Source organism: Kitasatospora sp. NPDC004289 (genome assembly GCF_053602875.1).
Map to the genome: position 1 here is coordinate 59,333 of NZ_JBSGEL010000038.1, position 20,065 is coordinate 79,397.

Annotated in this window: 21 protein-coding genes; 11 read left to right on the top strand and 10 right to left on the bottom strand. The window is 74.3% G+C overall.

Annotated features, from left to right (window positions below; all coding sequences use genetic code 11):
• Window positions 1–101: 101 nt before the first annotated feature.
• Window positions 102–1,784 carry a bifunctional 3'-5' exonuclease/DNA polymerase gene (locus ACWEPF_RS24590; protein WP_452174180.1) on the top strand — a complete coding sequence of 561 codons (1,683 nt, stop codon included), beginning with the start codon at window positions 102–104 and terminating at the stop codon, window positions 1,782–1,784.
• 15 nt (window positions 1,785–1,799) lie between these two features.
• Here ACWEPF_RS24590 and dhaM read toward each other — a convergent pair whose 3' ends face one another.
• On the bottom strand, window positions 1,800–2,192 hold the full coding sequence (dhaM, locus tag ACWEPF_RS24595) for a dihydroxyacetone kinase phosphoryl donor subunit DhaM (protein WP_345288539.1): 393 nt from the start codon (window positions 2,190–2,192) through the stop codon (window positions 1,800–1,802).
• Between the two features lie 131 nt (window positions 2,193–2,323).
• On the opposite strand from dhaM, the gene dhaK reads away from it, so the two are divergent.
• Together dhaK and dhaL are read left to right on the top strand one after the other, a co-directional pair.
• Entirely contained in the window at window positions 2,324–3,319 is a 996-nt protein-coding gene (gene dhaK, locus ACWEPF_RS24600) for a dihydroxyacetone kinase subunit DhaK (RefSeq protein WP_452174181.1), read from the top strand.
• Between the two features lie 13 nt (window positions 3,320–3,332).
• Entirely contained in the window at window positions 3,333–3,908 is a 576-nt protein-coding gene (dhaL, locus tag ACWEPF_RS24605) for a dihydroxyacetone kinase subunit DhaL (RefSeq protein WP_452174182.1), read from the top strand.
• 155 nt (window positions 3,909–4,063) lie between these two features.
• Here the strand turns inward: dhaL and ACWEPF_RS24610 are convergent, their stop codons facing one another.
• Window positions 4,064–5,233, bottom strand: a complete 1,170-nt coding sequence (locus tag ACWEPF_RS24610; RefSeq protein ID WP_452174183.1) for a PP2C family protein-serine/threonine phosphatase — start codon at window positions 5,231–5,233, stop codon at window positions 4,064–4,066.
• A gap of 136 nt (window positions 5,234–5,369) precedes the next feature.
• Here ACWEPF_RS24610 and ACWEPF_RS24615 point away from each other — a divergent pair, with 136 nt between their 5' ends.
• The 4 genes from ACWEPF_RS24615 (at window position 5,370) to ACWEPF_RS24630 (ending at window position 9,344) form a co-directional block, all read left to right on the top strand.
• A complete protein-coding gene (locus ACWEPF_RS24615; RefSeq protein WP_345288535.1) occupies window positions 5,370–6,284 on the top strand; it encodes a PrsW family intramembrane metalloprotease in 915 nt (304 codons plus the stop codon).
• Between the two features lie 298 nt (window positions 6,285–6,582).
• A complete protein-coding gene (locus tag ACWEPF_RS24620; RefSeq protein WP_449798444.1) occupies window positions 6,583–6,801 on the top strand; it encodes a heavy-metal-associated domain-containing protein in 219 nt (72 codons plus the stop codon).
• 65 nt (window positions 6,802–6,866) lie between these two features.
• A complete protein-coding gene (locus tag ACWEPF_RS24625; RefSeq protein WP_452174184.1) occupies window positions 6,867–9,134 on the top strand; it encodes a heavy metal translocating P-type ATPase in 2,268 nt (755 codons plus the stop codon).
• 87 nt (window positions 9,135–9,221) lie between these two features.
• Window positions 9,222–9,344 (top strand): hypothetical protein, encoded by a 123-nt coding sequence (locus ACWEPF_RS24630; protein WP_452174185.1) that lies wholly within the window; start codon window positions 9,222–9,224, stop codon window positions 9,342–9,344.
• 21 nt (window positions 9,345–9,365) lie between these two features.
• Here ACWEPF_RS24630 and ACWEPF_RS24635 read toward each other — a convergent pair whose 3' ends face one another.
• Window positions 9,366–9,896, bottom strand: a complete 531-nt coding sequence (locus tag ACWEPF_RS24635) for a DUF6584 family protein (RefSeq protein WP_452174186.1) — start codon at window positions 9,894–9,896, stop codon at window positions 9,366–9,368.
• Window positions 9,897–10,041: 145 nt separating this feature from the next.
• Here ACWEPF_RS24635 and ACWEPF_RS24640 point away from each other — a divergent pair, with 145 nt between their 5' ends.
• Window positions 10,042–10,488, top strand: a complete 447-nt coding sequence (locus tag ACWEPF_RS24640; RefSeq protein WP_452174187.1) for a nitroreductase family deazaflavin-dependent oxidoreductase — start codon at window positions 10,042–10,044, stop codon at window positions 10,486–10,488.
• A gap of 25 nt (window positions 10,489–10,513) precedes the next feature.
• Here ACWEPF_RS24640 and ACWEPF_RS24645 read toward each other — a convergent pair whose 3' ends face one another.
• The 7 genes from ACWEPF_RS24645 to gltX all read right to left on the bottom strand — a co-directional run bounded on the left by ACWEPF_RS24645 (window position 10,514) and on the right by gltX (window position 16,338).
• Window positions 10,514–11,782 carry an MFS transporter gene (locus ACWEPF_RS24645; RefSeq protein WP_452174188.1) on the bottom strand — a complete coding sequence of 423 codons (1,269 nt, stop codon included), beginning with the start codon at window positions 11,780–11,782 and terminating at the stop codon, window positions 10,514–10,516.
• The gene (locus ACWEPF_RS24650; RefSeq protein ID WP_452174189.1) at window positions 11,779–12,327 is read right to left on the bottom strand and encodes an ArsR/SmtB family transcription factor; all 549 of its coding nucleotides are present in this window, start codon (window positions 12,325–12,327) and stop codon (window positions 11,779–11,781) included. Before ACWEPF_RS24650 ends, ACWEPF_RS24645 begins: the two co-directional genes overlap by 4 nt.
• Window positions 12,328–12,439: 112 nt before the next feature.
• On the bottom strand, window positions 12,440–12,925 hold the full coding sequence (locus tag ACWEPF_RS24655; protein WP_452174190.1) for a hypothetical protein: 486 nt from the start codon (window positions 12,923–12,925) through the stop codon (window positions 12,440–12,442).
• Between the two features lie 99 nt (window positions 12,926–13,024).
• Entirely contained in the window at window positions 13,025–13,252 is a 228-nt protein-coding gene (locus ACWEPF_RS24660; RefSeq protein ID WP_452174191.1) for a hypothetical protein, read from the bottom strand.
• A gap of 97 nt (window positions 13,253–13,349) precedes the next feature.
• A complete protein-coding gene (locus ACWEPF_RS24665) occupies window positions 13,350–13,778 on the bottom strand; it encodes a DUF6210 family protein (RefSeq protein WP_452174192.1) in 429 nt (142 codons plus the stop codon).
• 25 nt (window positions 13,779–13,803) lie between these two features.
• Entirely contained in the window at window positions 13,804–14,799 is a 996-nt protein-coding gene (locus tag ACWEPF_RS24670; protein ID WP_452174193.1) for a phosphotransferase family protein, read from the bottom strand.
• A 177-nt stretch (window positions 14,800–14,976) separates the two neighbouring features.
• Window positions 14,977–16,338, bottom strand: coding sequence for a glutamate--tRNA ligase (gene gltX, locus ACWEPF_RS24675; RefSeq protein ID WP_452174197.1), 1,362 nt, complete (start codon window positions 16,336–16,338; stop codon window positions 14,977–14,979).
• 462 nt (window positions 16,339–16,800) lie between these two features.
• Between gltX and ACWEPF_RS24680 the strand changes: the two genes are divergently transcribed.
• The 3 genes from ACWEPF_RS24680 (at window position 16,801) to thrS (ending at window position 19,971) form a co-directional block, all read left to right on the top strand.
• Window positions 16,801–18,114: a sensor histidine kinase gene (locus tag ACWEPF_RS24680; protein WP_452174194.1), complete on the top strand. Its 1,314-nt coding sequence runs from the start codon at window positions 16,801–16,803 to the stop codon at window positions 18,112–18,114.
• 62 nt (window positions 18,115–18,176) lie between these two features.
• A complete protein-coding gene (locus ACWEPF_RS24685) occupies window positions 18,177–18,521 on the top strand; it encodes a RidA family protein (RefSeq protein WP_345279619.1) in 345 nt (114 codons plus the stop codon).
• A gap of 157 nt (window positions 18,522–18,678) precedes the next feature.
• Window positions 18,679–19,971: a threonine--tRNA ligase gene (gene thrS, locus ACWEPF_RS24690; protein WP_452174195.1), complete on the top strand. Its 1,293-nt coding sequence runs from the start codon at window positions 18,679–18,681 to the stop codon at window positions 19,969–19,971.
• Window positions 19,972–20,065: the final 94 nt, after the last annotated feature.

A 20,065-nucleotide genomic window follows, 5' to 3' on the forward strand; every position in this document is an offset into this window, starting at 1 on the left:
TGCGGGGCGCAGCCCGGTGCGGCCAATCCACGGGCCTGTCGGCGGCGGGCGGTAGCGTCGGGGCCGAAAGTCTGTTCCGGTACGTGCAAGGAGGCCCCGTCGTGGTGGCGAGGATCGCGGTGGTGCCTGCGGAGCACGGCCCCGGCGGGCGGATGGTGGAGCTGACCGAGGACGGGCGGCCGGTGGGCGGGCCGGTGAAGGTGGCCGACCTGGCGGCGGCGATGGCGGAGCGGGAGGCGGCGGTCCACCCCCGCTGGGTGTTCGCCTCGGCCGAGAGCGCCTACGCGCCGCTGCTGCCGCAGCAGGTGGCGAGGTGTCACGACCTGCGCCTGGTCGAGGCGCTGCTGCTCGGCCACGAGGGCCGCTGGGGCGCACCCCGCAGCCTCGGCGCCGCCTGGGCCCGCCTCCAGGGCTCCCCCGTCCCGCCCGACCTCCCGGAGGCCGCCGGAGGCGAGGAGCAGGACAGCCTCTTCGCCCCCGACCGCCTCCAACTCCCGCCCGGCACCGACCCGCTGGCCGCCGTGGTGGCCGTCCACGCCGACCAGCTGCGCCGGATCGGCGAGACCGAGCACCCCGGCCGGTTCCGCCTGCTGGTGGCGGCCGAGTCGGCCGGCGGCCTGCTGGCCACCGAGATGGCGCGCGACGGCCTGCCCTGGCGGGCCGACCTGCACGACCGGCTGCTCACCGAGCTGCTCGGCCCCCGCCCGCACGTGCCCGGCACCCAGCCCAGGCTGCTCGCCGAGCTCGCCGTCGAGCTCCAACGCGCGCTCGGCGGCCGCCCGTTCAACCCGGACTCGCACGCCCAGGTGCTCAAGGCCTTCGCCGACCAGGGCATCCGGCTGAACTCCACCCGCAGTTGGGAGGTCCGCGGCGTCGACCACCCGGCGGCGCCGCTGCTGATCCGGTACAAGGAGCTGTCCCGGATCCACGCCGCGCACGGCTGGGCCTGGCAGGACACCTGGGCGCGCGGCGGCCGCTTCCGGCCGGAGTACGTGGTCGGCGGGGTGGTCTCGGGCCGGTGGGCGAGCCGCGGCGGCGGGGCGCTGCAGATCCCCCGGGTGCTGCGCGGGGCGGTGGTGGCCGATCCGGGCTGGGCCCTGGTGGTGTCCGACGCCGCCCAGCTGGAGCCCCGGGTGCTCGCCGCGCTCTCCGAGGACGCCGGGCTGGCCCGCAGCGCGGCCGGCGGCGACCTGTACGCGGCGCTCGCCGCCACCGCCTTCCAGGGCGACCGGGAGAAGGCCAAGCTCGGCCTGCTCGGCGCGATGTACGGCCAGACCAGCGGGGACATCGGCCCGCTGCTGGCGACCCTGCGCCGCCGCTACCCCGCCGCGATGGGCTACGTGGAGGCGGCCGCCCGCACCGGCGAGGAGGGCGGCATGGTCCGCTCGCGCCTGGGCCGCACCTGCCCGCCGCCCTCGGCGGACTGGCTGGACCTGACCGAGGCGCCGGACACCGCCGGGGAGGCGGGCGCCCGTTCGGCCCGGGCCCGCGGCCGCTTCACCCGCAACTTCGTGATCCAGGCCAGCGGGGCGGACTGGGCGCTGGCCCTGCTGGCCGCGCTGCGCCGCCGCCTGACCGCCCTGGCCGACGGGCCGGACCGCCCGCACCTGGTCCTCTTCCAGCACGACGAGGTGGTGGTGCACACCCCGGCCAACCTGTCCGAGGCGGTGGCCGCCGCGGTGGAGGAGAGCGCCGAGGAGGCCCGGCGGCTGGTCTTCGGCGACACCCCGGTGCGGTTCCCGCTCACCACCGCCGTGGTGGAGAGCTACGCGGAGGCCAAGTGAGGACCTGACGGGTCCTCAGAGCTTGCGGAAGCCCCGGGCGTCCTCGGCCGCCGCCACCACCTCGTCCAGCCCCGCCCCGGTCGAGGCGGTGACCACGGCGGCCACCGCGCCCTCCACGAACGGCGCGTCCACCAGCCGCACCCCGTCCCGGGGATGGTCCTCCAGCGCGGCCACCGTGGTCAGCACCGAGCTGCCCAGGTCGGCCAGCACCACCACCCCCGCCGGGCTCCAGGCCTGCGCCACCTCCCGCACGATCAGGTCGTAGCTGGTGCCGAGCCCGCCGCCCTCGGTGCCCGCCGCCAGCCGTACCGCCACCTGGCCGGAGCCCAGTTCGGCCAGCAGGTCGCGGAGCCCGGCGGCCAGGCCGGGGCTGTGCGAGACCAACACGACGCCCACGTGGTTGCCCATGCCCCGACCCTAACGGCGGCCGCCTCGCCTGCCCAGACGACCGGTTCGCGCCGAGCGTGTCGGATCTCCCGCCCCCGCGCTCCCGGTTGACGTAACGTCGGCCGCAGGATCCGTTCGAGGGAGGACCACCGGTGAAGAAGCTGATCAACGCCCCGGAGGACGTGCTCACCGACGCGCTGGCCGGATTCGCCGCCGCCCACCCGGAGTTGACGGTGGACCTGGAGCAGCGCGTGATCCACCGGACCGCCCGCCCGGCCACCCCCAAGGTGGCCCTGGTCTCCGGCGGCGGCTCCGGTCACGAGCCCCTGCACGGCGGCTTCGTCGGCCCCGGCATGCTCGACGCGGCCTGCCCCGGCGAGGTCTTCACCTCCCCCGTGCCCGACCAGCTGCTGGCCGCCGCCCGGGCCGTGCACAGCGGCGCGGGCGTGCTCTTCGTGGTGAAGAACTACACCGGCGACGTCCTCAACTTCGAACTGGCCGCCGAGCTCGCCGAGGAGGAGGGCATCGAGGTCCGCACCGTCCTGGTCGACGACGACGTCGCCGTCCAGGACTCCACCTGGACGGCCGGACGGCGCGGCACCGGCGCCACCGTGATGGTCGAGAAGTGCGCGGGAGCGCTCGCCGAACGGGGCGCACCGCTCGACGCGGTGGCCGCCCTCGGCTCCCGGGTCAACGCCGCCTCCCGCTCCTTCGCCATCGCCCTCACCGCCGCCACCACCCCCGCCGCCGGCAGGCCCGGCTTCGACCTCCCCGAGGACGAGATCGAGGTCGGCGTCGGCATCCACGGCGAACCGGGCCGCCGCCGCGAACCCCTGCGCCCCGCCGCCGAACTCGCCGCCGAGGTGGTCGACACCGTCCTGGCCGACCACGACCTCACCGCCGGGGACGAGGTGATCGCCCTGCTCAACGGACTCGGCGCCACCCCGCTGCTGGAGCTCTACGTGCTCCACGGCACCGTCCGCGACCGCCTCGCCGACCGCGGCATCACCATCGCCCGCAGCCTGGTCGGCAACTACGTCACCAGCCTCGACATGGCCGGCTTCTCCCTCACCCTCACCAAGGCCGACCCCGAACTCCTCGACCTCTGGGACGCCCCCGCCACCACCCCGGCGCTGCGCCGGCCCTGAGAGGACCTCACCCGTGGACACCGCCCTCGCCCTCGCCTGGCTGCGCGCCGCCGCGGCCGCCGTCGAGGAGCACCAGCAACAGCTCACCGACCTCGACACCGCCATCGGCGACGGCGACCACGGCACCAACCTGCGGCGCGGCTTCGCCGCCGTCCTCCCCGCCGTCGAAGGCCTGGACTCCGCCGGCGCCGTCCTCACCAAGGCCGGCACCACCCTGATCTCCAAGGTCGGCGGCGCTTCCGGGCCCCTCTACGGCAAGGCCTTCCGCGCGATGGGCACCGCCCTCACCGCCGGCTCCTCGTTCGCCGACGCCCTCGACGCGGCGCTCGCCGACGTCCGACGGCTCGGCGGCGCCGCCCCCGGCGACAAGACCATGGTCGACGCCTGGGCCCCCGCCGCCGCGGCCTACCGGCTCACCGGCTCCTACGCCGACGCCGCCACCGCCGCCGAACGAGGCGCCCTCGCCACCACCCCCCTCCAGGCCCGGAAGGGCCGCGCCTCCTACCTCGGCCCCCGCAGCACCGGCCACCAGGACCCCGGCGCCACCTCCACGGCGCTGCTCTTCCGCGCCCTGGCCGACGCCGGGTAGACGTCGAGCGCGCGAGGAACGCACGGGGTCACGCCGGGGGCGCGAGGAACTGCGCGCGGGGGAACGGCACCACGTGCAACTGGCTCGCCTGCCCCGATCTCACACCGGTCCGCCTTCCGACTCGCGCAGTTCCTCGCGCCCCTGGCATCACCGGTTCAGTCGGTGCGACTGATCAGGAGCAGCAGCGCGTCGTCCCCCAACTCCCCGCCCGTGTGCACCAGCAGGTCCGCGTACACCTTCCCCACCGCCGTCTCCAGCTCCGCCGCCGAGCGCGCGGCGTCCCGCACCAGCGGCCCCACCCGCTCCGCCAGGGGGTAGAAGTCCCCGGACCCCTTCCGTCGGGCCTCCACCACCCCGTCCGTGCAGAGCACCAGGACGTCCCCCTCCCCGAACGGCGCCTCCATGCTCTCGGGCACCCCCGCCGCCATCGCCCCCAGCCCGAGCGGCACCCACGGGTCGTCGGCCTCCAGCACCGTCACGGTCCCGTCCCGGGAGACCACGATCGGCGGCACGTGCCCGTAGTGCATCAGCTCCACCACGCCCGGCCGCCGGAACTCCGCGAACAGGGCGGTGGTGAACTCCCCGTCCGGCACGTGCCGGTCCACGCTGACCTCGACACGGGCCGCCACCGCCGTCAGCCCGCTCTCGTCGTAGGCGGCCTCGCGGAAGGCACCGAGCACCACCGCCGCGGTCTGCACCGCGCCCAGTCCCTTCCCCCGGACGTCCCCCACCAGCACCCTGGTCCCGTTCGGGGTCTCCAGCACCGAGTAGAGGTCCCCGCCGATCCGGGCGGAGTCCGCCGCCGAGGCGTACCGCACCGCGAGCCGCAGCGGCCCGACCACCGGCCCGGGCGGGCGCAGCAGGGCGCGCTGGGCGGCCTCGGCCACCGAGGAGACGGCGGCGAAGGCGGCCGCCCGCCGCATCCTGATCCGGGCCACCCAGGCGCTGAAGACGGAGAGCACCAGGTAGCTGACCACGGCGCCGAACAGGAACTGACCGTTGTTCAGGTCGGCCACCTGGTCGTAGTGCCCGAGCCCGATCAGCGCCAGGAAGCCGAGCAGGCAGACGAGCAGCAGTTCGACCGGCCGCAGGGTGAGCGCGGCCAGCGAGGGGACCACGACCATCAGCGGGGCGAGGTAGCTGTCCCGGCCGGTGACCAGGTCGGCGAAGACCACCAGCAGCAGGGCGCTCAGCGCGGGCGTGGCCCGGCGCCGCCGGGAGAGGTCCTGGAGGTCGGTGGCGAGCAGGGCCCGCTCGCGCCGGGCGGGCGGCAGCCCGGCGGCCTTGGGCATCGTGGGCGACTGGGCGCGGACGAACCGGGACACATACCGAACATAGCGGAGAAATCCCCCACCACCCGCGCGTCCCGAGGGCAATGCCGCCCGAAATGACCCTTTTGTCATACCGTACGGACAACGTGACGCCCACTCACCCCACTCACCGAGGGAAGGGTCTTCGCCGATGTCCGACCACGTCCGAACGCGCACGGCCGCCCCACCGAAACCGACGTACTGGCTGAAGCTCTTCCTGACCGGCCTGGCGCTCTGGGTGGCCACGGTCGTGGTCACGTTCTTCACCGACAACAGCAACCTGGTGCCGACCATCGTCCTGCTCGGCAGCTTCCTGGTCCCGGCCACCTTCGTGGTCTGGGCGTACGAGCGCTACGCCGACGACGTCGGCCTGGAGCGGATCGCGGCCTGCTTCGGCGTCGGCGGCATCATCGGCGTGCTGGGCGCCTCGGTGCTGGAGACCTACCTGCTCTCCCCCTCGGTCTGGATGTACCTGGGCGTGGGCCTGATCGAGGAGGCCGTGAAGCTCGGCGCCCTGATCCTGGTCGCCCGCCGGATCCCGGTCAGCGGCCTGCGCCACGGCCTGGTGCTGGGCGCCACGGTGGGCGCCGGCTTCGCGGCCTTCGAGAGCGCCGGCTACGCCTTCAACGCGGTGCTCACCATCCAGGGGCTCTCGCTCAAGGACCTGGTGGAGACCGAGATCCTGCGCGGCATCCTGGCCCCGGTCGGCCACATCCTGTGGACCGGGATCATGGGCGGTGTGCTCTTCCGCGAGCGGCGCGGCCTGCACTTCCGGCTCAACGGCCCGGTGCTGGCGACCTACCTCGGCGTCTCGCTGCTGCACGCCCTCTGGGACAGCATGAGCGGCATCGCGGTCTGGCTGGTCGCCCGGACCACCACCAGCGACTTCCAGCGCTCGCTGTTCGAGCTGGGCTACATGCCCACCCCGACCGAGCAGCAGGTGCACCTCTACACCCTCTACAACGCCCTCGGGTTGATCCTGATCTCGCTGGGAGGCCTGGGCTGGCTGCGCTCGCTGGTCCGGCAGAGCCGGACGGCGCCGGCCCCGGCGACCCCGGTGACCTGACACACCTCCGATCACCCGACGAACACCACGTCACCTGACGAACCGCAGGTCACCTGACACACCACGCACCCACCGACGGGCGGCCCCGGGATACTCCGGGTACCGCCCGTTCGGCGTCCCCGGGGCGCGGCCCTGCGGACGGTCGCGCACCCAGTGTGTCCGTCCGGTTACTCTCGGCGGGCGACGTGACGACCGCAACACCGCGCACTGATCGCCACCCGATGCGTGGAATACCCCCTGGGGGTATGGTGTTATCAGAGTCGAACCCAGCCCCTGCGGAAGCCCATCGGAGGCACCCATGTCCAGCACCGTCACCTACTCCGTCTCCGGCATGACCTGCGGCCACTGCGAGAAGTCCGTCCACGAGGAGGTCTCCGCCCTGCCCGGCGTCCTCGACGTCCTGGCCGACGCCAAGGCCGGCACCGTCACGGTCTCCTCCGCCTCCCCGGTCGACGAGGAGCAGCTGCGCGCCGCCGTGGACGAGGCCGGATACGAGCTGGTCGGCCGCACCGCCTGAGCCCCCACCCCCTCCGGGGGCCGCCCGCCGGCCCCCGGGGCACGACCCGAGGAGAGCAGCCAGCGATGAGCACCACCGCACCGGGCATAGAGCCCGACGCCGTCCACGACCGGGTGGAACTCGCCATCGGCGGGATGACCTGCGCCTCCTGCGCGGCCCGGGTCGAGAAGAAGCTCAACCGGATGGACGGCGTCCAGGCCATCGTCAACTACGCCACCGAGAAGGCCCGGGTCGACTTCGGCCCCGAGGTGAGCGTCGCCGACCTGATCGCCACCGTGGAGCGCACCGGCTACACCGCCGAGCTGCCCGCCCCGCCGGTCACCGAGGCCGCCCCCGCCATCACCGAGCCCGCGAAGGCGCCCGACCCCCTGCGCGACCGGCTGGTGGTCAGCACCCTGCTCACCGTGCCGGTGGTGCTGCTGTCCATGATCCCGGCGCTGCAGTTCGACAACTGGCAGTGGCTCGCCTTCGCCCTCACCGGCCCGGTGGTCTTCCACGGCGGCTGGCCCTTCCACAAGGCCGCCTGGACCAACCTCAAGCACGGCGCCGCGACCATGGACACCCTGGTCTCACTCGGCACCCTGGCCGCCTTCGGCTGGTCGGTCTGGGCACTGTTCTGGGGCCACGCCGGCATGCCCGGCATGCGGCACGAGTTCTCCCTCGCGGTCGGCGGCGCCGACGCCTCCTCCACCCTCTACCTGGAGACCGCCGCCGGGGTCACCGTGCTGATCCTGCTCGGCCGCTGGCTGGAGGCCCGCTCCAAGCGCCGCGCCGGAGCAGCCCTGCACGCCCTGCTCGACCTCGGCGCCAAGGACGTCGCCGTGCTCCAGGACGGCCGCGAGGTCCGGCTGCCGGTCGGTCAACTGACCGTCGGCACGCGCTTCGTGGTCCGCCCCGGCGAGAAGATCGCCACCGACGGCACCGTGGTCGAGGGCACCTCTGCCGTGGACGCCTCGATGCTCACCGGCGAGTCCGTGCCCGTGGAGGTCGGCGTCGGGGACGCCGTCACCGGAGCGACCGTCAACGCCGGCGGCCGCCTGGTGGTCGAGGCCACCCGGGTCGGCGCCGACACCCAACTGGCCCGGATGGCCAAGCTGGTGGAGGACGCGCAGAACGGCAAGGCCGCCGCCCAACGCCTGGCCGACCGCATCTCCGCCGTCTTCGTGCCGGTGGTCATCCTGCTCGCCCTGGCCACCATGGTCACCTGGCTGCTCGTCAGCGACAGCCCCACCGAGGCCTTCACCGCCGCGGTCGCCGTGCTGATCATCGCCTGCCCCTGCGCCCTCGGCCTGGCCACCCCGACCGCCCTGATGGTCGGCACCGGCCGCGGCGCCCAGCTCGGCATCCTCATCAAGGGCCCCGAGGTCCTGGAGACCACCCGCAAGGTCGACACCATCGTGCTGGACAAGACCGGCACCGTGACCACCGGCAAGATGACCCTGCTCGCCGTCCACACCGCCGACGGCGTCTCCGAGACCGAGACCCTGCGCCTGGCCGGCGCCCTGGAGCACGCCTCCGAGCACCCGATCGCCGCCGCCGTCGCGGCCGCCGCCACCGACCGCCTCGGCACCCTGCCCCCCGTCGAGGGCTTCGAGAACCTGCCCGGCCGCGGCGTCCAGGGCGTCGTCGAGGGCCACGCCGTGGTCGCCGGCCGGGAGCAGCTGCTCACCTCCTGGTCGCAGTACATGACCCCCGAGTTGGCGAAGGCCAAGGCCGAGGCCGAGGAGGCCGGCCGGACGGCCATCGCGGTCGGCTGGGACGGCGAGGCGCGGGCGGTCCTGGTGGTCGCCGACGCGGTCAAGCCCACCAGCGCCGAGGCCATCACCCGCCTGCGCGCCCTCGGCCTGCGCCCGGTCCTGCTGACCGGCGACAACGCCGCCGCCGCGCGGTCCGTCGCCGCCGAGGTCGGCATCGACGCCGCCGACGTCTTCGCCGAGGTCCTGCCGCAGGAGAAGGTGGACACCGTCCGCCGCCTCCAGGCCGAGGGCCACTCGGTCGCCATGGTCGGCGACGGCGTCAACGACGCCGCCGCCCTCGCCCAGGCCGACCTCGGCCTCGCCATGGGCACCGGCACCGACGCCGCCATCGAAGCCGGCGACCTCACCCTGGTCCGCGGCGACCTCCGCTCCGCCGCCGACGCCATCCGCCTCTCCCGCCGCACCCTGGCCACCATCAAGGGCAACCTCTTCTGGGCCTTCGCCTACAACGTCGCCGCCATCCCGCTCGCCGCCGCCGGACTGCTCAACCCGATGATCGCGGGCGGCGCCATGGCCTTCTCCTCGGTCTTCGTCGTCGGCAACAGCCTCCGCCTCCGCACCTTCCGCGCCCGCTGACCCCGTCTCCCCCTCCCGGTCCGCCCGGCACCGTCCCCCCGGTGCCGGGCGAACCGGCATGTGGTGCTGGACTTCGACGGTGTCCAAGTGGGGCTCTGTCACTGGAAGTTCGACGGGCTCTCGATCGGCTGGGGCACCATCGACACCTCGGCGGCCATCGAGCGCGGCCTGGCCGACCCGGAGTACGTCCGCCACGCGGCGGGGCGGTGAGCAGCGCCGTCAGAGCAGCCATCAGAGCAGCCAGCGGGCGACGGTGACGCCGCCGACCGCGGCGAGGGCCAGGAGCGCGAGCGCGGCGAGGCAGAGGACCGCGCACCCGAGCCACCCCCGGTAGTCGTCCCCGGCCGGGGCGGTGCTTTCGTCGCGCTGTCGGAGGTGGTCCCCCGCGGTGTGCCAGTACACCGGCCGGCACAGGTGTGCCGAAGCCGCCTCGCGGAGCCCGACCAGCCGGGCGCGGGCGGTCTCCGTCGCGACCTCGCGCTCCGAGCCGTACCAGCGGAGCGCCACCATCCGGTCGAGCGGGTTCGGGTGGCGGGCCTCGAAGGCCGCTGTCTCGTCCGGGTCGCGGTCCTCTTCGAGGTAGGCCCAGCGGCCCGCCTCGACGGTCTCGCCGTACAGGCGGTAGACCTCGGCCAGACGCCGCCTGGCCGTCAGGTCCGCCGGGTACGAGCCCACCAGGCTCCGCAGGCGCTGGCGGGCGACGGGTATCCGGCCGGCGCGGAGGTCCGCGTCGACTCTCAGCAGGGTGGTCTCGACTGTCACCGGAGCATCGTGACGTGGAAGGAAGTGCAGGTCAAAGGGGTTATGCCCGACCGGCGGCGGAGCCCGCTCGGCGGGGGGCGGTTTCGGGGCGGGTCCGGGTTGGAATGTCCCGGAGTAGTCCGTGTACGACATCAGGGAGGGCGCGATGGCTCTCGAGGGCGAGTACGACCCGAGCCCGATGCAGTGGATCCGCGAGCAGGTGGAACTGTACGAGGGGTCCGGCGGCACGGAGGGCACCACGCTCTGGGACACCGGGCTGCCGGTCGTCATCGTGACGATGCGCGGGGCGCGCAGCGGCCGGATCCGCAAGGTGCCGCTCATGCGGGTGGAGCACGAGGGGAGGTACGCGGCGGTGGCCACCAAGGGCGGTTTCCCGCGCCACCCCGTCTGGTACCACAACCTCAGCGCCAACCCGCTGGTGGTCCTTCAGGACGGCCCGGAGCGCCGCACCATGACGGCCCGTGAGATCACCGGCGAGGAGAAGGCCGAGTGGTGGGAGCGGGCGGTGGCCGCCTATCCGACGTACGCCGAGTACGAGAAGACGGCCGGCCGGGTGATCCCGGTCTTCGTCCTGGAACCCGGGCCGGTGTAGGCCCGGGCGCGGAGGCGGACGGAGGTCAGACGAGGGCGGTCGGGCGGGACGGCTCGTCCGTCTCGGCGGCCGCGGCGCGCAGCGCCGCCTCGACGCGGCGGTTGCTCGTCATGGTGGCGGTGACCACCGTCATGGTGAGCAGCAGGCCGGCCGCGACGAAGATCGGGGTGCGGACGTCGTAGGCGGTGGCCAGCCAGCCGCCGAGGAAGGCGCCGAAGGGGGCCGCGCACATGGACAGCATCCGGGAGGTGGAGGCGACCCGGCCCATCAGGTGGGCGGGGACGATCGCCTGACGGAGCGACGGGGCGAGCACCATGGTGGCGCCGATGCCCGCGCCGCAGACGGCGAGCCCGAGGCCGGCGACGTACGCGTTCGGGGCGGCGGCGACGGCGAGGATGGCGAGGCCCTCGACGGTCGCGGTGCAGGTCAGGGCGGTGCCGGTGCCGAGGCGTCGGCCGAGGAGCGAGGCGAAGCCCGCGCCGAACAGGCCGCCGACGGCCTCCGCGGTGAGGAGCAGGCCGTAGCCGGAGGCGCCGACGCCGAGGCGGTCGTGGGCGAACAGGGCGAGCACGGTCTCCATCGCGAGGAACGCGACGTTCCCGACCGCGGGGCGCAGTGCGAGGCCGAGCAGCAGACGGTCCCGGAAGACGTGGGAGGCGCCGGCGCGGGCCTGCTTGAGCAGCGACTCGCGGGCCTCCGGGGCCGGTACGGGCACGGCTGGCAGGGAGCGCACGAGCAGGGCGGAGAGCGCGAAGGAGAGCGCGTCGGCGAGCAGCGGGACGGCGCGGCCGAGGGCGAGCAGGGCGCTTCCGGCGGGCGGGCCGGCGAAGCCGGAGGCGGCCGTCTGGGTGCCGCGCATGCGGGAGTTGGCACGCTCCAGGAGAGCGGCGTCACGGCCGAGCAGACCGGGGAGGTAGGCGGTGGCGGCGGTGTCGAAGAAGAGTCCGCCGAGGCCGAGGAGGAAGGCGACGGCCGCGAGGAGGGGGATGGTCAGGGCGTCGAGGGCGAGGGCGGCGGCCGGTACCGCGAGCAGCAGCGCGCGGGCCGCGTCCGCCACCCACATGGTGCGGCGGCGGTCCCAGCGGTCGACCAGTGCGCCGCCGAGGATGCCGAAGAGCAGCCAGGGGAGGGTGCCGGCGGCGGTGACGACGGCGATCGCGAGCGGGTCGCGGGTGAGGGTGAGGGTGATCAGCGGCAGGGCGGAGTGCAGCACTCCGTCGCCGAGGGAGGAGACCGTCTGAGCGGTCCACAGCCGTCCGAAACCGGTCGGCAACTTCTGTACGGCAAGGGTCACTTGGTGGTCTCCTCGGCCTGGTCGGCCTGGTTGCGGGAGCTGGGGTGGAAGAGCGCGAAGACGAGCGAGGTGTCCGGGAGCGACGGGTCGGAGAGCGCGCGGTACTCGTCCACGAGGGCCTCCAGGCGGGCGCCGAGCTCAGCGAACTGCTCGTCGGTGAGGCGCAGGTGGGCCATCCGCACGTGCCGCTCGCCGTCGGGCGCCGAGGCCTCCAGGTCGGCCACGGCGTGCCGCATCAGCACGTCGGGGCCGCCCTCCCCCGGGTCCGGCAGCACGATCGAGCGCGCGGCCATCGCGTAGTACCGCTCGATGACCCCCCGGACCTTCCTGGTCCGCACCACCTTGATCAGGCCGGCCCGTTCGAGGATCCGCACGTGGTAGCTGGAGCTGCCCTTGGCGAGGCCGACCCGGTCGGCGACCTGGGTGATCGTCGAGGGTTCGAAGCGGAGCACGGCCATGATGCGGTGACGGGTGAGGTTGGAGACGGCGCGCAACTGCTCGTCGGTGGAGAGGTGAAGCGCCTCGGGAAGATCATCGTTGGTCACACCCCCAATGGTCAACACTTCTTGACCATTGCGCAAGGGTTTTCTCACCGGCCTTGCCCGGTGTGCGTCGGGGCGCCCCGGAAAGCCCGCCGACAGCCCCTAGCCGGCCCGGTCAGTGGGCGGTGTCGGACGTCCCGGGGTCGGGCACCCGCTCGGCACTCGCCTGGACCCTGCCGAGCTGGGCACCCTGACCGCTCGTCAGCACGTCGAAGGCGGCGAAGGAGGTGTTGAACACCTCGCCGGAACTGTCGACGACCACCACGGTCACCGTCACCGGCGTGCTGGACCCGGCCGTGGACGGGGGCGGGTAGGTGAGGGTCCAGGTCGAGCCGCAGTTCGGGGAACCGTAGCCTTCGATGACGCTGCTCGGTGCGCCGCCGATGTGGGGGAACCCGGGGATGTCCTTGAAACTGCGGTAGCCCTTGGCCTCCAGCGCCTCGCCACACGTGACGCCGTCCAGCGAGCCGTCCGGGTCGTCGAAGGCGGCGTTGTAGGTGACCGGGTACTCGGTCGTCTCGGCGCGGGCCGTTCCGGCGCCGGCCGCCACCAGCACCAGGGCCGCGGCGATCTGACAGGTGACCAGTGGTCCTCGGGTCACGGTGTCCCTCCACTTCCTCACGCGCCAGCCTCGCGCCCGGGGCCCGTCGGCGCATCCGGACCGGCCCGGACGTGTGGTGGTCCGCACCCGGCGTCCCGGTCAGGCAGCGCTCCGACCTCCCGGCTGACGGCGCAACCGCATCCCGCCGAGGACGAGCGCCGCCCCTGCGGCCACCGCGCCGAGGTAGGCGGGCGACGGCAGGTCGACGAGCTTGTGCGCCCAGCCCCACTCCACGCCGAAGAAGGTCCGTGACACGAAGCCGATGAGCCCTTGGGCCCCCACGACGTAGCCGATGCTCTCGATGATGTATCCGATGGTGATCCGCATGCACCGAGCTTCTCGCGGGCGGCGCCTGGTGATCGTCCTCCGCAGGGGCGAGAGCGCGGTACACCGAAGGTTGCAGGTGCGCGGGAGACGGCGCCGCTCAGTCGGAGTTGGACCACAGCAGGACGGCCGGGCCGTCCGGGGTGAGGACCGGGACCCAGGCCTCGTCCGTCTCGGCGGCACGGCTGTCGTCCAGCCGGAGCGGGTGGGGGTGGTCGACGGCGCCGTCGGAGGTCCAGTAGCGGAGGGCGGAGACGGCGGCGCCCAGGCGGAGGCGCTGCTCGGCCGTCCAGCGGTGGTCAGCGGCCCCGGCCCCGCGCAGGTCGCGCTCGAACAGGGCTCGCAATGCCGCGAGTTGGGGCGCACCGGCGAGCGGGACCAGGAAGCCCTCGACCTGGCCCTGCCGGTTGGTGGTGCCGCCGTACTGCTGGTGGTAGACCACCCGGGTGTCCGCCTCGACCACCAGGCAGAGCCAGTCACGGCCGGCCGTGCCGTCCGGGTCGAGGGGGACGTGGTGACGCTTCGTCATGGGACCCAGTGTGGCAACCGGGCGGTCACGGGCTCCACGGGATTTCGGTGGGGAGGACGGTGGCGAGCTCGGCGAGGGTGCCGGTGAAGGCGGTCCAGGAGTCCTGGGTGTCGGTGTCGTCGGTGTGGGGGCCGCGGAACCAGTGGAGGTAGGCGTCGATGTCCTCCAGGGCCCAGCGGAGGCGGTAGTGGGCGAGGGCGGCGGGGTCGACGGGGTGGCCGGTGGTGGCGGTGTAGCGGGCGAGGTCGGCGGGGGTGGGGTCGAGCAGCCAGAGGTCGCGTTCGGGGGTGGCGAGGGCGACGGTGTCCCAGTCGACCAGCAGGACGTGGTCGGGGTGGCGCAGGAGGTTGCCGGGGTGGGGCTCGCCGTGGGTGACGACCCCGGGGACGGAGGTGAGGGCCTCGGTGGTGCGGTCGAGGTGGGCGAGGGCGCGGCGGAGGGCAGGGAGGTGAGTGGCCGTCAGGGTGCGGGCGGGCTCGGCGTACGGGCCGGTGGCCCAGGGGGTGGTGAGGGACGCGAGGGCGGCGTCGAGGCGGGGACGGTCGGAGAGGCCAGGGTGGTGGACGGGGGTGCCGGGTGGCGGGGCGGTGGTGTGGAGGCGGGCCAGGGCGTCGAGGAGCAGGCGGCGGTCCGCGGGGGCCAGGCGGTCGAAGAAGCCGCCGGGGGTGCCGGAGGCGTAGGGGAAGACGCTGAGCGCGTAGCGCGGCGTGAGCCGGAGGGCGGTCTCGCCGTCGGGGGTGGCCAAGGGGGCGACCAGCAGGCCCAGGTGGCGCAGCGACCGGGCGGTGGACATCGCCGCGCGCAGCCCGAGGAGGGCGGAGTCGGGGTCGGGGCCGCAGTGGCTCTTGTGGGCGAGGTCCGCGACGGTGAGGAACCAGCGGCGGCCGTCGGGATCGGTGGCGGTCCAGTGGTGGTCGCCGAAGCCGACGGGGGCGTAGGCCAGGGAGGCGGCGGTGAGGCCGTAGGCGAGCAGGCCGGTGCGGAGCTGCTCGTCGTGGAGGTCGTCCGGTCGGGTCTTCACGCCATCGAGGGTAGTGAGCACGGGACGCCGAAGGGCCCGCCCCACCCCGGAAGGGGAGGACGGGCCCTGAGGAGGCGTCAGACCGCGCGGCGGCTCGTCGTCCGACCATGGGTCCGGTCGACGGTCTACCGGCCGTCAGGCCGGACCGGGCGCCAAGCCGTCGGACCGGACCCGGCGTCAGCCGAGCTTCGCGAGGGCGGCGTCCAGGCGGGCCAGGGTGCGCTCCTGCCCGAGGACCTCCATCGACTCGAAGAGCGGGAGGCCGACGGTGCGACCGGTGACCGCGACGCGGACCGGGGCCTGGGCCTTGCCGAGCTTCAGGCCGTGCTCGGCGGCGACGGCCTCCAGCTCGGCCTTGAGCGCGTCGGCCTGCCAGGTGGCCGCGGCCAGGCGGGTGCGGGCGGTGCGCAGCAGGTCGGCCGCGCCGGCCTTCATGGCCTTGTTCCAGGAGGCCTCGTCCTGGACGGGCTCCGGCAGGAAGAGGAAGTCGACCTGCTCGGTGATCTCGGAGAGCAGCGCGATCCGGGACTGCGCCAGCGGCGCCAGCACCGCGAAGGCCTCGGCGTCGAAGTCCTCGCCCGCCCACGGGGCGCGGTCGGCGGCCAGCCACGGCGCGCAGGCCGCCGTGAACTCCTCGACGCCCATCGCCCGGATGTACTCGCCGTTGAAGGAGCGCAGCTTGGCGACGTCGAAGAAGGCCGAGGCGGCGTTCACGTCGGCGACCCGGAAGAGCTGCTCGATCTCCTCGTAGGGGCGGATCTCGACGTCGTCCTTGGGGCCCCAGCCCAGCAGCATCAGGTAGTTGACGAGGGCTTCGGGCAGGTAGCCCTCGGCCAGGTAGTCCTCCAGGGCGACCTTGTCGCGGCGCTTGGAGAGCTTCTGGCGCTTCTCGTTGACGATCACCGGCAGGTGCGCCCAGACCGGCGGGGTGGCGCCGAGGGCCTCCCAGAGCAGCTGCTGCTTGGGGGTGTTGGAGAGGTGCTCCTCACCGCGGATGACCTGGGTGACGCCCTGCTCGACGTCGTCCACCACGTTGGCCAGCAGGAAGACCGGGCTGCCGTCGCCGCGGGCGATGACGAAGTCCTCCATCGCCGAGTTGGGGAAGGCGGGCTCGCCGCGGATCAGGTCCACCACGACCGTGGTGCCCTCGTCCGGGGTGCGGAAGCGCAGCGCGCGACCCTCGGCGTACTCCAGGCCGCGGTCGCGGCAGTGGCCGTCGTAGCCGGTCTGGGCGGAGCCGGTGCGCTCGGCGAGCTGCTCGCGGGTGCAGTCGCAGTGGTAGGCGCGGCCGGCGGCGTAGAGCTTCTCGGCGGCGGTGCGGTGCAGCGGGGCGTTGGCCGACTGGAAGTACGGGCCCTCGAAGGCCTCGTCACCCTCGTGGATGCCGATGGCGGCCAGGGCGCTGATGATGCCGTCGGTCCACTCGGGCTTGTTGCGGGCGGCGTCGGTGTCCTCGATCCGCAGGACGAACGTGCCGCCCTGCTGTCGCGCCGTCGCCCAGTTGTACAGGGCGGAGCGGGCACCCCCGACGTGGAACATGCCGGTGGGGCTCGGTGCGAAACGGACACGGACGGAACGGGATACCTCGGTCATGGAGGGAAGCCTACTGACTCTCGGGACCTTCCATGGTCACCGGGCCCCCTGACGCACCCCGCGCCCGGCGGCCGGACCGCCCTGGGCGCACGCCCCGGCCCGTCCTCAGGACCAGCGCCGCTGCCCCGCCCGCCACTGCTCCACCCACTCGGCGAAACCCCACGCCGCACCCGTGATCGGCACCGGGGTCACGCCCACGTCGGCCACCATCCAGACCTCGCCCCGGTGCGGCCCGGTGCCCCAGTGACGGCTCGCGCCACTCCGGGGGGAACGCTTCGCGCAGCGCGTCGAGGACGGCCGGACCGGGGGCGACGGGACCGGCGGGCCCGGGGCGGTGGCGCGTCCGCGCGGGGCGGACCGGGGCGGCGGCTCTTGGAACGGGCGGGTGGGCGGCACTAGGCTGCGCCGGTGCTGGCGGAACAGGGATTCCTCGGACGGGTGGAGCGGGTGCTGCGTCGGCCGCGGGTGACCGACTCCGTGTTGGCGGTGGCGTACACCGTGGCCGCCTTGGTGCTGGGGCAGGAGCCCGAGCCCGGGGACTGGCACGCGCTGGACGTCCGGGGCGCGCTGCTGACCGTGCTGATCGGCGTGGCACTGGCGGCCCGACGGATGGCGCCGGTACCGGTGCTGGGCGCGACGGTGGCGGTCTGGCTGGTGTACATCGCCCTCGGGTACTGGCCCGTCGTCAACTCCCCCGCGGTACTGCTGGCGCTGTACGCCGTGGCCGTCTCCACGGGACGCGTGGCGACGGTGGCGTGCTCGGTGGCGGTGGGCGCGGCCTGGGTGGTGGCCGGGGTGATCTACCGGGAGCACGGGTCGATGTCCTCGGTCCTGGTGCAGGCGGTGGCGTTCCCGCTCGGGGTGGCGCTGCTCGGCCGGACGGCCGGGCTCGCGGCCGAACGGAGCGTCCGGCTGGCGGAGTTGACGCGACGTCTGCGGGCCGAGCAGGAGGCCCGCGCGGCGCAGGCGGTGACCGAGGCGCTCACGGAGGAGCGGGTGCGGATCGCCCGGGAGCTGCACGACGTGGTGGCGCACCACCTGTCGGTGGTCTCGCTCCAGGCGGGCCTCGCCTCGTACGTCTTCGAGGGCGACCCGAGGACCGCGCGCGGGGCGCTGGACACCATCGCGGGCACCAGCCGGGAGGCGCTGGACGAGCTGCGGCGGATGCTGACCCTGCTCCGGGTCGGGTCGGTCGGCACCGAGGACGGGGCGGTGGAGGAGGACGAGGGCCCGGCACCGGGGCTGGGGCGGGTGGAGGAGCTGCTCGCCCGGGTCCGGGGCGCGGGCGTCGCGGCCGAACTCCTCTGGGAGGGCGAGCCGTTCGCCCTCCCGCCGGGGATGGACCTGTGCGTCTACCGGGTGATCCAGGAGGCGCTGACCAACGTGCTGAAGCACGCCGGCCCGGCCACCGCGACGGTCTCGGTCCGCTTCCGGCCGCACCACCTCACCGTCCGGGTGACCGACGACGGCGCGGGCCTCCGCGACAACGCGGGCGTCCCCGGCCTCCCCGGCGGCGCGGCCTCGGCCGGGCACGGACTGATCGGGATGCGCGAACGGGCCCGGGTCTACCGCGGCACGGTGAGCGCAGGGCCCCGCCCGGAGGGCGGCTTCGAGGTGCTGCTCACACTCCCCGCCCCGCGCGGGCCGGAGGACGGGGAGGCGGCATCCCGGTCTGCTCTCCATTCGGACAGCTCGGACGCCGCGGGCGGGCCGCCCCTATGATCGGCGCGCCGGAGCGATCAAGCTCCACGCTCCCCCGCTCCACGTACCTCCAGGAGGTCCCCATGATCCAGCGAATCGGCAGCAACGCGCGCATGAGCGAGGCGGTCGTCCACAACGGCACCGTGTACCTGGCCGGCCAGGTCGCCGGTGACCTCTCGGCGGGCACCACGGAGCAGACCGTGCAGGTGCTGGCGAGCATCGACAAGCTGCTGGCCGAGGCCGGTTCGGACAAGACCCGCATCCTGCGCGCCGAGATCTTCCTGGCCGACATCGCCGAGTTCGCGCAGATGAACGAGGCCTGGGACGCCTGGGTGCCGGCCGGGGCCGTCCCGGCCCGGGCCACCGTGCAGGCTGCGCTCTACCACCCGGACGTCCGGGTGGAGATCGTGGTCACCGCGGCGGTCTGACCGCGCTGACGGCGGGTCACGGGAAAAACCCCTCGGCCGGTGCGGCGGAGCGCTGCTAGCGTCGGGGGCATGAAGCGCGCAGGCATGGTCCGCACGACGACGCCGGAGAACGTCCCGGCGCGCTGACCCATGACCTGAGTCCGAAGCCCCGGGGCGAGTGCCCCGGGGCTTCGCCGTGTGGTCACTCGCTCCGCCGTACCGCGAGGAGACCGCCGTGCACGACCACCGCCGACTCGGCCGTGAGCTGGACCTGTTCGACACCGACCGCCTGATCGGCGCCGGGCTGCCGTACTGGCTGCCCGACGGCGCGGTGGTCCGGCACGCCCTGGAGGAGTACGTCCGCGAGGCGGAGCGCCGGGCCGGGTACCGGCACGTCTACTCCCCCGTGCTGGGCAAGCGCGAGCTCTACGAGATCTCCGGGCACTGGGCGCATTACAGCGAGGACATGTTCCCGCCGATGGAGCTGGGCGGCGAACAGGTGGTGCTGCGGCCCAGCCTCTGTCCGCACCATGCCCTCATCTACCGCTCCCGGCCGCACAGTTACCGGGAGCTACCACTGCGGATGGCCGAGCTCGGCGGCATGTTCCGGGCCGAACTCTCGGGCGTGCTCGGCGGGTTGACCCGGGTGCGGGCGATCCAGCTGAACGACGCGCACGTGTTCTGCACCCTGGAGCAGGTCGCCGGAGAGGCCCGGGCCGCGCTCGACCTGATCCGGCGGGCGCACCGGGACCTGGGCATCACCGGCGCCCGCTACCGGCTCTCGCTGCCCGGCCCCGGCGGCAAGTACGTGGCGGCGCCGGAGAAGTGGCGGCGGGCCACCGAGCTGCTGACCGAGGTGCTGGACGCCTCGGGGGTGGAGTACGAGGCGGTGGAGGGAGAGGCCGCCTTCTACGGCCCGAAGATCGACGTGCAGGTGGCCGACGGCGCTGGGCGGGAGTCCACCCTCTCCACCGTGCAGGTGGACTTCCACCAGCCGGAGCAGTTCGGGCTGGAGTACACCGGCCCGGACGGCGCGAAACACCGTCCGGTGATGGTGCACCGTGCGGTGATCGGCAGCGTGGAGCGGGCCGTCGCCCACCTGATCGAGGAGCACGGCGGAGCCTTCCCGGCCTGGCTGGCGCCCGTCCAGCTGGTGGTGCTTCCCGTCTCCGAGGCCGAACTCCCGCACGCCGAACGGCTGGTGGCGCGGAGCCTGGAGGCCGGGCTGCGGGCCGAGCTCGCCGGTCCGGAGCTGGGGAGCCTGGGCGCGCGGATCCGGCAGGCGCGGCTGGTGCCCTACCAGGCGGTGCTCGGAGCCCGGGAGGCGGCGGACGGAGCGGTGGCACTGCGGCTTCGCGACGGTCGGCAGGTCCCCGGGGTGTCCGTGGACGGCCTGCTCGCCCGGATCGGCGCGGTGGTCGCCGGGCGGTGGGCCGACCTGTGGGAGGAGGGCACCCCACCGGCCCCCTGACGCGGCACGCGGCACGCGGCACGCGGCACGCGGCACGCGGCGAAGGCCACCTCACACCCCGTCAGCCCGTCCGTCCGGCGTGCGCTGCGCGCAG

Excerpts from the sequence above, each read along its gene's own strand:
- dhaM (WP_345288539.1), bottom strand. The coding sequence starts at position 2,192 with ATGGGCAACCACGTGGGCGTCGTGTTGGTCTCGCACAGCCCCGGCCTG.
- ACWEPF_RS24615 (WP_345288535.1), top strand. The coding sequence starts at position 5,370 with ATGTCCGACCACGTCCGAACGCGCACGGCCGCCCCACCGAAACCGACG.
- ACWEPF_RS24620 (WP_449798444.1), top strand. The coding sequence starts at position 6,583 with ATGTCCAGCACCGTCACCTACTCCGTCTCCGGCATGACCTGCGGCCAC.
- ACWEPF_RS24625 (WP_452174184.1), top strand. The coding sequence starts at position 6,867 with ATGAGCACCACCGCACCGGGCATAGAGCCCGACGCCGTCCACGACCGG.
- ACWEPF_RS24640 (WP_452174187.1), top strand. The coding sequence starts at position 10,042 with ATGGCTCTCGAGGGCGAGTACGACCCGAGCCCGATGCAGTGGATCCGC.
- ACWEPF_RS24660 (WP_452174191.1), bottom strand. The coding sequence starts at position 13,252 with ATGCGGATCACCATCGGATACATCATCGAGAGCATCGGCTACGTCGTG.
- ACWEPF_RS24665 (WP_452174192.1), bottom strand. The coding sequence starts at position 13,778 with ATGACGAAGCGTCACCACGTCCCCCTCGACCCGGACGGCACGGCCGGC.
- gltX (WP_452174197.1), bottom strand. The coding sequence starts at position 16,338 with ATGTTCCACGTCGGGGGTGCCCGCTCCGCCCTGTACAACTGGGCGACG.
- ACWEPF_RS24685 (WP_345279619.1), top strand. The coding sequence starts at position 18,177 with ATGATCCAGCGAATCGGCAGCAACGCGCGCATGAGCGAGGCGGTCGTC.